At 39.2% G+C, this 12,223-nt stretch carries 8 protein-coding genes; 3 read left to right on the plus strand and 5 right to left on the minus strand.

The genetic code is table 11. The features are described from left to right. Genes DMZ48_RS10215 through DMZ48_RS10225 form a run of 3 tightly spaced genes read right to left on the minus strand, consistent with a single transcriptional unit; the run spans window position 1 to window position 5,012 of the window. Window positions 1-2,466, minus strand: a complete 2,466-nt coding sequence (locus DMZ48_RS10215; protein ID WP_143955031.1) for a TonB-dependent receptor — start codon at window positions 2,464-2,466, stop codon at window positions 1-3. Between the two features lie 49 nt (window positions 2,467-2,515). Next, entirely contained in the window at window positions 2,516-3,445 is a 930-nt protein-coding gene (locus DMZ48_RS10220) for an alpha/beta fold hydrolase (RefSeq protein WP_162558701.1), read from the minus strand. Between the two features lie 4 nt (window positions 3,446-3,449). Beyond that, complete coding sequence (locus tag DMZ48_RS10225; RefSeq protein ID WP_143955033.1) at window positions 3,450-5,012, minus strand: sodium:solute symporter family transporter; 1,563 nt, start codon at window positions 5,010-5,012, stop codon at window positions 3,450-3,452. Window positions 5,013-5,438: 426 nt separating this feature from the next. Between DMZ48_RS10225 and DMZ48_RS10230 the strand changes: the two genes are divergently transcribed. The 3 genes from DMZ48_RS10230 (at window position 5,439) to DMZ48_RS10240 (ending at window position 9,930) form a co-directional block, all read left to right on the plus strand. Then, window positions 5,439-6,176, plus strand: coding sequence for a beta-ketoacyl-ACP reductase (locus DMZ48_RS10230; protein WP_143955034.1), 738 nt, complete (start codon window positions 5,439-5,441; stop codon window positions 6,174-6,176). Then, window positions 6,176-7,567, plus strand: a complete 1,392-nt coding sequence (locus DMZ48_RS10235; protein WP_143955035.1) for a hypothetical protein — start codon at window positions 6,176-6,178, stop codon at window positions 7,565-7,567. Before DMZ48_RS10230 ends, DMZ48_RS10235 begins: the two co-directional genes overlap by 1 nt. Before the next feature lie 203 nt (window positions 7,568-7,770). Continuing rightward, window positions 7,771-9,930 (plus strand): Ig-like domain-containing protein, encoded by a 2,160-nt coding sequence (locus DMZ48_RS10240; RefSeq protein ID WP_143955036.1) that lies wholly within the window; start codon window positions 7,771-7,773, stop codon window positions 9,928-9,930. 64 nt (window positions 9,931-9,994) lie between these two features. Here the strand turns inward: DMZ48_RS10240 and trhA are convergent, their stop codons facing one another. Together trhA and DMZ48_RS10250 are read right to left on the minus strand one after the other, a co-directional pair. Next, window positions 9,995-10,615, minus strand: coding sequence for a PAQR family membrane homeostasis protein TrhA (gene trhA, locus DMZ48_RS10245; protein ID WP_143955037.1), 621 nt, complete (start codon window positions 10,613-10,615; stop codon window positions 9,995-9,997). A gap of 112 nt (window positions 10,616-10,727) precedes the next feature. After that, the gene (locus DMZ48_RS10250) at window positions 10,728-11,990 is read right to left on the minus strand and encodes a serine hydrolase domain-containing protein (protein WP_143955038.1); all 1,263 of its coding nucleotides are present in this window, start codon (window positions 11,988-11,990) and stop codon (window positions 10,728-10,730) included. Window positions 11,991-12,223 lie beyond the last annotated feature (233 nt).

Below are 12,223 nucleotides of genomic sequence, written 5' to 3' on the forward strand. Positions count from 1 at the left end.
TTAGAAATTGAATTTAGTCTCCAGTAAGTAAAGTCCACGTGTTGGCGGAGAAGCTGTAAATTCACGAAGATCCTGATTGAACAGGTTGGTGATCGCCACTCCGAGACTAAACGTCTTACTGAATCTATACCCTGCATTCAGATCAACTGTTGCAAATCCACCAAGAGGTCCATAGTTAAAGGAATCTCCACTTGGTGCATTTTCCACGATCGGCACGCCACGGTATGTATATCCCGGAAGTGTTTCCGACGCGATCTGAAAGCTTGAGAAGTAATTGTACTCCTGAACCCATCGGGTAAAAAAGGTACCATAAAAAGAATTTCCGGAATAATTGATTCCAAGACTCCCTTTATTCTTTGGAGCATTAACCAACACATCAAGGAAATTTACTTCACCATCTTTATTAAAATCATTTTCAGGATTGTTCTTGTCATAAGAATAATCGAAATACGAGTAATTGGCTGTCACACTCAATTTCGGATTGATCGAATAGGTAAGACTCAAATCTGTACCATACGTATTTACCTCTCCGAAATTGATATAAGTAGCAACCAATCCATTATAAATGGCATATCCTGACTGTACTTCTTCAATTGGCGTATCTCCTCTGTGGGAAGCTACACCGATCACGGTTACCGGACTCAGGAAATTCTTGTTGTTATTATAATAGGCATTCGCATCGATATAGAAGTTCTTACCAATCGTACCGCGATACCCTGCTTCATAGGTATTCAGTTTCTCAACATCCTGAGGATCGATCACCGTACCATCGATCAGGGTAAATCCTTCTGCATTACCCAATATCAGCCCTGAAAACAGATCTCCATACATATTCAGAATGGTCGGCGCAGCAATACCCTGTCCGTACGTGATACGGAAAGACCCCTTATTGAATTCCTTGATCAAACCGAGTTTAGGGATAAAATTGGTACCATAAATCTCATGATTATCAACTCTGGCAGCTCCAAGAAACTTAAATCCACCATTCAGATCGTACAATCCATGCACATACCCTCCAAGCTGACCAACTTCAATGAAATCGTTCTCATCCTTATCCAGCAGGTAAGTACCCAGACTGTTCGCACGATCCAGTTGCCACTGGATTCCGGTGACTAATTCCAGTTTATCATTGAAGAAATCGTTACTGTATTGAACTTCCGCGTTCCATCGGTTAGAATCATCCTTAAAAAGTGCACCTGTACTATATGAAAAATCGCCGCCTGCCTCTTCCGGAGTCATACCGGCATCGATTCCGGCATAATATGCTTTGGTTCTATCATCGATTGAATAAGTGTCATCCGTCTTTGAGGTTGTGTGATAAACCTGCGCAAAGAAGTTCCTGGTTTTGAATCGCAGTTGGAAAATATTAATACGCCAATCTACGATCTGATTTCGGCCAACATTCGTTGCTGATAAATAAGTACTGTTGCTATGTCCGTAAGTTGCGATCAGGTCGGTTCCCTGTGAAGGTGAATAGATCGCTGTTGCCTCAGCTTTTAAGAAGCGTACATCAGGATCCAGTTGGAATTCTTCATACCCTTCTTTGATTCCGTCTCTTCCGGGATTTCCATCGGCATCCTTTCTGTCGATATATACAGAATCTGCATACTTAAATTCCTCTGCTCTGGTGTATTCTCCCGTAACTTTAACCGCCCAATGATCATTGAATTTCTTTGCAAATCGTGCTCTTTGTGAATAAAATGCATTTCCATCTCCGTTCACCCCTACATTTGCGACCAGGGTAGTCCCTTCATATTTTCTTGGATCTTTCGTGGTTATATTCAGCAATCCATTATGAGCATTCGGGCCATACAAGGTAGCATTCGGGCCGAGTATTACTTCTGCTTGTTCAGTATCCTCCTTGATCACAGTTGAAAGCGGACCCAAGGGTAAACCGGTGGCAACCAGTGAAGAAAAACGGTTATCAACCACCATGAGGTTCTTGGAATTAAAATTGGAATTAAATCCACGAATATTGAATGCCGGGGTTGCTATACCGGCTCTGAAGTAATCCACCCCCTTCTTCCGGGCCAATAATTCTGCAGGATTTCCGGGAAACTCCTCGATCTCACGCGGACTAATAGAAACTATCGTTGAAGGTGAATTGGTTAGTTTCTCAGGTTTTCTGGAACCTGAATAGATCACTACTTCTTCCAATGACATTCCGGAAGTAAGTTCAAAATTAACATCTTCCATATCACCCGTAACATTCAATGATTTTGTGGATTGAGAAAATCCGACATAGGTTGCTTCCAGAATTAGTTTACCACCGGAAAGTGTCAGCGTATAATCTCCGTTCTCATCGGTGGTAGCACCGATACCGCGATCAGCAACAAAGACCGAGGCCCCTGCGAGTGGCACCCCTTCATTGTCGGTAACCTTTCCAGAGACGGTATATTGCTGAGCGAAAAGTCCTGTCATACAGAACAAAAAGGTCAGCAAAGTGAAAATACTTTTGGTTCTCATAATTTTAAATTGTTTTAGTTAATTGTATCTATTTAAGGTGTATTAGTTTTCATTTTTGGAGTGATTCACAAAAGGTCTGTAATCTTGAAACCACTTTCACAGGTTGGTCCCATATAAGAAAATGCCCGCCGGAATCTATGGTTTCAAATCCGATATTTTCATTCGCACCTTTCAAAGCTACCTTAAGGTCATCGAGGGAAGCATCTGGGTGAAGCAGTTGATTCGGTATCAGATAATCCTGCTCGCCAAAAACGATTAATGCAGGCACATGAAGAGAACTGATCTCATTCATAACAGGCTCATCGAGCATACTCTGGATATTACTGCTAACCGTTTGAAGATACCTGTGATACCTCACAGAATCCTTCTTGATCGCAATGCGATCCTCATACATAAATACAGCATCTTCCGGCAATTTTCCAGAAGCAAAATTGATATCGAAATTCTTTTTGATCTGTTCATCACCTACCCTAGACATCATCTCTGGGGTGGTATACGTGGCAAACCATTCTTTTTCCTTATCATTAAAGATTTCTATACCAGCAGGGGCTATCAGAAACAAACCTTTTAACCAGGATTCTTCGGGATTATCGACCGCTAATTTCATTGCGATCTGCCCTCCCATGGAATGCCCGAAAAGCACGACATTACTTTTACCGGTTTCCCGCATCATATCTCTGATCAATGTTGCATAGGCTGACATTCCAGGAGTAAAATTCACCTGTTCATTTTTACCATAACCCGGCAGATCAAGTGTGATAACATTATAATTTGCTGGTAACCCATCGATAATCTTTCGGAAGGCTTCAGAAGAACTTCCCAATCCATGAAGAAGCACAAGGGTAAGATCGCCTTTCCCGATCTCTGAGTATCTGACAGGCACTTCAGAACCTTTTAAAGGAAAGGTCTTTTCCGTATCATATTGTGCAAACATTGTACTACTCATAAGGATCATCAGCATTGAGACGAGACTTTTCATATAATTATTTAAAACTTTGAGATTGTAACTGACTATAACTACCGTCTGCTTCCTGAACAAACTGCTGAGGCTCGGTATTTCCATGCTTTATTCGCAAAACCAGGAAAATCACTCCAGAAACCATCACGGAAACCATCAGAGCAATAGCGCAGGCTATTGCCGGATTTTTAGGACTTACATCCTTCATATACCAGGTTATTTCCAGGTAATAGACGGAAAAATGAACAATAAGTGCAGTCAAAGCACCGGTTACTGGTATGAGTTTATTTTTACTACGTGTAAATATCCCAAAGAGTACCGGAACGAAAGCTGCACTAAAAAAGGCATACACTCCGTTTTGAGCAAATATTGCAACACTCAAATCAGGTGACCTCATTTGTCTTACAGATAATACAATGGTTAGCAGTGCTACGATCATGGTCACCCATCGATTGATTTTAATCGCCTTAGGATCTGATGCATTCTTCTTCATCAATGGTAGTATCAGATCATTGGTCAAGGTAGTTGGAACACTTTGAATTAAGCCTTCCAGTGTTGACAATCCTGCAGCGATCAACCCGATGATCAATAAAATAGTCACGTAGACCGGAAAGCGAGAAACCACATAGGCAGGAATAATACCATCCATCTGTAGTGCACTGCCACCCTGAATCAGATCTGGAAAAAACGCTCTTGCATAGAACCCGGTGAAAACCACCGAAAAGAAAAGAATGAGGATCAGAATTGTATATAAAAGAAAGGTATTGACCTTTTTATCATCTTTGATCATCAGGGATTTTGTCAGAATATGGGGTTGACAAACGATTGCGATTCCCACGATTGCATTACAAATGAAAACCTCAAAAAAATCTCTGAATAACGGGCTCTCCGGATTGAAAGTTTGTACCAGCATTGGATCTATTACCGCCAGTTTACCAAAAAGCCCATCTTCCCCGGATTCAAAAATCGATTGAAAATCGGAACCCAGCAGAATTACCGCCACCACGATCATAATGACAGCCTGAATGGTATTGGTACGTATCATAGCATTAGCACCACCCAGCATCATATACCCGAAAACTATAATTACGAGTCCGATCATCACATAGATCTCATCAAAATGTAAGGCTTTGCTAAGAACTTTTGAAATCCCAACACAAATCAAGACGATGAAAGTGATCAGCAAAAGAGAAATAAACCCAAACATAAGTTTCAAAAAACGGGAATCAAATCGCTTCCCTAACCAATCAGCTATTGACAAGGACTTTACCGTAACACCATATTTGCGAAAGCGCTTCATCAGAAAGACCAAAGCGATAAAAATTGCTATCGGCATCACAACTCCGAAAGCAAGGTAACCCGATACACCATATAAGGCAATAAAGCCGGGATTTATAATAAAGGTTGCAGCACTGGTCAGCGAAGCGGCTAAAGCAAGAGCCACCGACAGAGGGGCAAATTCCTTATTTCCAACTGCATAGGAATCAAGATTGTCCGCTTCCTCCCTTGACTTTACCACTAAATAACCGATTACGATCAGAAAGACCAATAAAGCAGCTCCAATAATGTATGATGAATTCTCAGTCATGTATTAAATGTTCAATTAACAAAGGCTTAAAATACATTATTATCATTTTTGATATTATTTTTTTGCCTATTTATTCGATAATATTAAAAAGTTTGATTTGCTAAATAAGAATGAAATCGTAATTTTAAGGGGTTGACTTTTTTAATGGATTTTGGAAAAAACCAATCCAGTTGGATACAAATCATCCAATTAGTAGATTCAAATACCTGTCAGAGTGGTTAACACTTAATATAAATACGGATATTAACAGAATTCAGGTATAAATATTAAGATTGTCCATTTTAACATATTCATCTAAAAACCTATTAAAAACAAAGAGATTCAAACTCTTAATATTATGTTTTCTAAAAAGTCAACCCTTAAAACATCAAATGACTAGCTGTATTGAGGGGTATTAATTTGATAGTTTTGGTCAAAACTTAAAATATGGAAAGACTAAAACAAAAAACAGCATTGATTACAGGAGGAGCCTCAGGTATAGGTAAAATGACCGTTGAAATATTCCTGAAGGAAGGCGCCAAAGTGATCTGCTGGGATATGAATGAAGCCAGTGGTGATGCTTTATTGAAGGAATTCGAAGGATTCCCCTTAGAATTTTACGCTGTTAATGTAGCTGATGTTAACAGTATAGCAAAGGCGGCGGCTGTTTTCACTGAAAAACACGGTACTCCGGATATCCTTATCAATAATGCAGGAATAACCCGGGACGCCACATTGAAGAAGATGACTTCGTCCCAATGGCAATCGGTAATAGACGTTAATCTAACGGGGGTCTTTCAATGTACACAGGCATTTGCTCCCGCTATGATGGAAAAAGGCTCTGGGGTAATTCTGAATGCTGCCTCGGTGGTAGGATTATATGGTAATTTCGGACAAACCAACTATGTAGCCACAAAGGCAGGTGTTATCGGTATGACTAAGGTATGGGCAAGAGAGATGGGGAGAAAAGGAGTGAGAGTGAATGCGGTAGCACCGGGATTTATCGCTACAGAAATGGTGGACACTATACCCGAAAATGTATTATCCGATCTTGAACAAAGAACACCGCTCGCCAGATTAGGCCATCCTGAGGATATTGCAAACGCCTATTTGTTCTTAGCATCAGACGAAGCTTCGTTCATAACAGGTACAACATTAAGTGTAGATGGTGGATTGATATTATAATGCAATTAAAAAAATTCAAAGATTTCGCTGATTCGTTACTTCCACTCGAGGTAGCGATACTAACAGCCAAAAGTCAGTTCAAAGACAAGGAAAGACAGGAGATCTTCGAGGTGGTGACACATAATTCACTTTCGGAGAACCACCGATCTTATAATATACAGATCAATAAGCGAAAATATTCTCACCTTATGAATTGGATGCAGACACGACTTGACGAATGCTGCACTGATATCTATTATGAAAGGTTAAACGAGATCGATATTATGATCTCTTCAGACAATATCGGCACTGAGGAGGAGGATCTGCTTCTTAAACTGATCAAGGATTACAAACCACACCATTTTCACTTCATCCGTTTCTACGAGGTTGTTAAAAGCTATTTGAATTTTTTATTGGTCAGGGTCAGACTCAATGATTATGAAATGATTCGCAGCTTTATTCATGAATTTCATGATGATTATGTTCGCTGTAAGGATCTGCATGACCGAATGACTTCATGCGCATCGGATGTCATACGAGATTACCACAACAAACGAATCACCAGAAATTCATTACGATGGATCAACTGGCTACGCAAAAATCTGGATGACAATAGTATCGACGGTCAGAATCAATACCAATGCCTGGTACTTATGTCATACCTTGCTTTGATGGACGACAGCCTGATACAGGAAGTACTACATGCTTACGACCATATCGAAGAGGAGGTCAAATCAGGTCATATGTATTCAAGAAAACTGCTGATCAATTTCTATGGAAATAAACAGTTGCTATTGATGAAACAGCGCAAGCATAATCTGGCCTTGTATTACGGAGAACTTTCAATTCGTCATAAAGGGCCGGATTATGTAATGTACCTGAATAATTATTCCTTCAATCTATTAAAGCTTGGTCAGGCTCCTGAAGCATTATCGATTATGAAGGAATCTCTGGCTGATGTGAAATATATGCGGAACCGATACAATCGAAGTGTTTTTATTTCATCTATGATAAAATGTTATAATGACAATGGCATGTTCCCTATGGCCGAACGCTACGCTGAAAATCAACTTGATCGCTATGAAAAGGATATTCTGGAGCATAACTGGTATCTGTTTTTCAGAAGTATTGCGGAAACACTGATCTACCTGAACAATTATAGCAAACTGAAGAAAATCATTAAAAAATACCAGCTAATCGAACGTGAATCTGCCTTTTTGAATGATTATAAGGGCTTTGCGTATTTCAACTGGTTCATGCTGCTCATCCGATGTAAGAACGGGCAACTGACTGAAAAGAAATTACTGGATACGATTAACAAAGAACGTGATCGTATGCTGAGCACCTTTGGTATAACTCCATCAGAAAATGTCCTGAAACTGATCGATCATTCCCTGAAACAGGCGGTATAATCATTTTCCCTACGAATTCCAGCCCCATCTTCTTATCCATGCATTTATGCGAAAAGTTAATATATCAACCTAAATATCTGGAAAACAAATTGATATAAAGACAATCTTTAATTATAACGGTTTGTATTATGAATTTTAACAGGTAAATATTTTAAAGTAAGAAATTACCTCGTAAATTCATCCAATAATTTATACCCGTTTAAATGAAAACTTCCTCATACTTTACCCTCTTCTTCACCCTTACATTGTTTATCCTTTCCTGTAGTAAAGATGAAAACACACCTGATACGACACCCCCGATTCTGGAATTCAAAATTCAGGGTGTAGCCGATAACTCTTCTGAAGAAATACCCGTGGTAAGTTCGCAGATTGTAATCGAAATCTCGGCTGAAGACGCACAAGGTATAGCCATAGTAGAGGCATTTCTAGATGGAGAACCTGCAGGAAAAGACACGGAAGCTCCTTATGTTATCATGATAGATTTAAACACAATTCAGAACAAAGGGGTGCGTCTTAACAAGACCCAAACTATTCATACTATAAATATCACTGCAACAGATCGGGCTGGTAATAAGACTACGGTAAGTCAAAATGTAATTGTTGACACCGAAAAACCTATTATTTCTGACCTTTCCATTTCGGAAAGCACATTCCTTTCGGGTGAGGAAAATGAAGTTACCTTTAAGGTTTATGATGACACCAAAATTACAAACCTCAAGGTGTTTTTAAATTCTGAACCATTAATCGTTTCATCAACAGACAGTATTCACTCCATTAATATTGATACTTCTATCCTGGAGGACGGAATAAATGAGCTAATCATAGCGGCAGAAGATGAATGTCAAAATAAGTCTCAACTCGCTACAAAGTTTATAGTGGACAATTCAGGCCCAGAAATCACTTATAATTTCGTTCCGGAGGATGCTATAACCGACACCTTGACCACCATTTCACTCATGGCTACTGATGCCTTTTCCGGAATTTCTCTAATCAATCTTTATGTAAATGACAGTCTTGTGGAATCAAAAGAGAGCTCAGAAGAATTAATTTGGGAGTTCGATCCAGATAAATTAGCGACCGGCAAAGCTATTTTTTCTTCCGAGGCTATAGATAGTATGGGAAACACATCATTGAGCAAAAAGATTATCACCATAAAACGAAGATTATTAACGATTAAAATACCATATAATTATGAGAGTACATTAGATGGAACTGCTATTGCATTTGTATCCGACGAAGATGGTAAACTAATGGATACCAAAGTCATTAAGAATGATGAACTTTTGAAATTTCATGCACCGGATACGTATGCGCCTGAAGAAAAATTCAGTGTAACCTTCTACATTCAAAATGCAGGTGCTCATTCATTAGCTAACCTATACACCATTTATGATCTGCAACGTGTTGACAAAAATTTCATAAAACTCAGAACACCTATTTACACAAGCCCATGGCAAAGTCTGGTTTATCAAATGGTTGATTTCGACACAGAAGACAAGCTACGCTCCGCAAGCCAGGATCATTCCGGGGTTCCATTAAACTTAGAATTTCATTTAAATACGTCTTCTTACAGAAATAATATTTTGACACCGGTCAGCAAAGCATATATATATAAATATAATCGCGTAGAAAACTCCTATGCTTATTTAACTTTAGATAAGCCTCTGGATTTCAACAAGACCATTTTATCTAAAAGTGAATTCTCCACAGAAAACACTTCCGAAAACAATGTCAATGTTACCGGAATTTACGAAGCTTTTACCGCGAAAATCTATGGTTTCGAAGATAATGATCACTATCTCAATAATCAATATCATCTTATTTTCAGTGAACCCGTATTAAAGGGAACTGTTCCGTATATAAATAATATGGACAAATACAGAACAGAGATATTCACACGAGACTATTGTGTTATCCATGAAGGTCTACCTCTGACGATGTATGATAAACCAAACTGGACCATAACATATGCCCTGAACAATAAAAATATTCAAATCAACTCTACCGGAAGTGAACACCAGGTTGGTAAATTATATTTGAAGAATGAGTCCAATGATAATCAAGAATATTCCTGGAGAATTCGATTTGATAGTCAGGATCGCACAAGTTTAGTCTTACCGGAACTACCGGAAGAACTCAATTCTTTAGATTTCTACAACTATTATGACAACAATGAACTTCATATAAGACAGGCAGAAATAACCGCATACTCAAATTTCAGCGACTATTTAACTTATATAAAGCAAATTATTTGTAAAGACAGGAATGACCATTTTACAGTATCTGAAAAGTCGGAAACAATTTACAAAGTGTATAATAATGAATTCGGATACCGATATCTGGGGGATCAGGTATTCTGGTAAAACTTAGGACGCAATAATCAATTAGAGATATTGGGATGGTTGAAGCGGTGCATCATATAAAGAATCAGATCACTTCCATGACCATAAAGTAATGGGACACGGCACCACCAAGTACAAAAAAATGCCAGATGACATGATTATAAGGAATCTTTCTGACTGCATAAAATAGTGTGCCTAAGGTGTAGAAAGCACCTCCCAGAGCCATCAGTATTAATCCTGTAGCAGACATTTCCGTGATAAGATTGGAGATATCAAAGACAATAAGCCACCCCATAGCGAGATACAAAAAGAGCGAAAGTTTTTCAAATCGTCCTGTAAAAAAGATCTTCATTACTGTCCCTACGATAGCGATACTCCAGACAATCCAAAAGATCGTCCATCCGGAGGTACCCACTAAACTGATCAGAGCGATAGGAGTATAAGTACCCGCGATCAGGAAATAGATGCTTATATGATCGAGCTTTCGCAGAAACTCTTTCAATTTTAGATTCGTGACGGCGTGATAGATTGTGGAAGCTGAAAACAATAACATCATCGAGAGCGAATACACCACGATACTAAAGGTACTGTATTCACTTCGACCACTATTATAATTGAGGAGGAAGAACATACCCACCAGGGCAAATAAAATTCCTACTCCATGCGAGACCGCATTCCATATTTCTTCCCTTGGTGTTTGATCCATACTGCAAAATTAAGCAGAATTTGGATGTGTACTTTCTTAAGAAATGCTAATTAATGACCGAAAAATATAAATCCGGAAAACTTTAACTTACCCTATTCGGGAACGTTAGAACCTAAGGCATGGTTAAAAATAATTCCAACACCTTTTCCTTAACGGCAAGTTCATAGATCATTCTATGGGTACGATATGGGTACACCCGGTTTGACAAAAAAACGAAGACAAGATCTTTATCGGGTTCAGCCCAAACAAAAGTACCTGTGAATCCGGAATGCCCGAATCCGTCCGGTGCTCCTGAAGGAGCCGGATAAGACTTCTCTACGCTTCTACCGTTATTATCCAGATAAGGCTTATCAAAGCCTAGTCCTCGTCTATTATTATTTTCAGGATACTGTACACGGGTAAACTCTCTTAGTGTCGCTTCCGAAATGTATTGTTTTCCATTATAAGTTCCGTAGTTTTCATACATCTGAATTAAAGCGGCAAGATCATCCGCATTGCTGAACAAACCAGCATTACCAGAAACACCACCAAGCAAACTGGCATTTTCGTCATGTACGGAGGCATTAACCAACTCCTTACGATAGATCGTATCCATTTCTGTTGGCACGATCAGATCAGCAGGATACTTACCCTTCGGATTAAACCACATACTTTCGAGTTCCATCGGACCATAGAAATTCTTCCGGAGATAGTATTCATAGTCTTCACCGGTCAGCTGTTCGATAAGCTTAGGAAAGATTAAAAAAGTGAGTCCGGAATATACATATTTCTTTTCATCACTAACTTTTGAACGGCTCATGATGCGATACATTTTATTATGAAACCGATGGTTGAGATAAAGGGAATCATCAAGTTTTACAGAAAACTTCCTGCTTTCGGTCTTACGAACGAACCTTCGTTTAAAATTCCCCTCGCTGTCTTTAAGAATATATTTCACAAACACGATATACGATTCGAGTCCGGCCTGATGTGCCAGGATTTCTCTCAGGGTTAGCTCTTTTTTGTCTTTATGGTGTCTCCAGGGTTTCCAATAGGTACTAAAAGGTTTATCGAGATCGATCTTCCCTTCATCATAGAGCTTCATCAGGGCAGGAAGCGGTGCTGAAATTTTGGTGACTGAAGCAAGATCATACAAGTCCCGAAGTCTGGTTTTGGTGATACTGTCATAGGTATGATAGCCAAAGGCTTCATGATATACCTTCTGGCCATTTTTTAAAATAAGAACCTGACATCCGGGAAACGCTTCCTTTTTTATGGCCTCATTAATTACCGTGGCCACTGAATCACGAATGGATTCGGGTACTTGTTCATTTAGGTTTTGCGAAAAGGAAGAAAGTGTAAAACAAAGTAAAATGAGGGACAGATAGATTCTCATGAGCTATTTATTGGTCAGCTCACTAATTTAATACAATTCGATTGATTATCGTTTTATTATGTTACGATGTTACTTGTTATGTTGTGGCCTGTCACCTTGTAACGTGTACCTTTCCGCGTGCTAACGCTATACAAACAAAAAACCCTCATCAATAACTGATGAGGGTTTTCAAAGAAGGCAGTGACCTACTCTCCCACTTTCGTAGTACCATCGGCGCTGACGGGCTTAACTGC

The organism is Robertkochia solimangrovi (assembly GCF_007279655.1).
Taxonomy (GTDB): domain Bacteria; phylum Bacteroidota; class Bacteroidia; order Flavobacteriales; family Flavobacteriaceae; genus Robertkochia; species Robertkochia solimangrovi.

Coding starts and splice junctions, on each gene's coding strand:
- DMZ48_RS10240 (WP_143955036.1), top strand. CDS start 7,771: ATGAAAACTTCCTCATACTTTACCCTCTTCTTCACCCTTACATTGTTT.
- DMZ48_RS10230 (WP_143955034.1), top strand. CDS start 5,439: ATGGAAAGACTAAAACAAAAAACAGCATTGATTACAGGAGGAGCCTCA.
- DMZ48_RS10225 (WP_143955033.1), bottom strand. CDS start 5,012: ATGACTGAGAATTCATCATACATTATTGGAGCTGCTTTATTGGTCTTT.
- DMZ48_RS10250 (WP_143955038.1), bottom strand. CDS start 11,990: ATGAGAATCTATCTGTCCCTCATTTTACTTTGTTTTACACTTTCTTCC.
- DMZ48_RS10220 (WP_162558701.1), bottom strand. CDS start 3,445: ATGAAAAGTCTCGTCTCAATGCTGATGATCCTTATGAGTAGTACAATG.
- trhA (WP_143955037.1), bottom strand. CDS start 10,615: ATGGATCAAACACCAAGGGAAGAAATATGGAATGCGGTCTCGCATGGA.
- DMZ48_RS10235 (WP_143955035.1), top strand. CDS start 6,176: ATGCAATTAAAAAAATTCAAAGATTTCGCTGATTCGTTACTTCCACTC.
- DMZ48_RS10215 (WP_143955031.1), bottom strand. CDS start 2,466: ATGAGAACCAAAAGTATTTTCACTTTGCTGACCTTTTTGTTCTGTATG.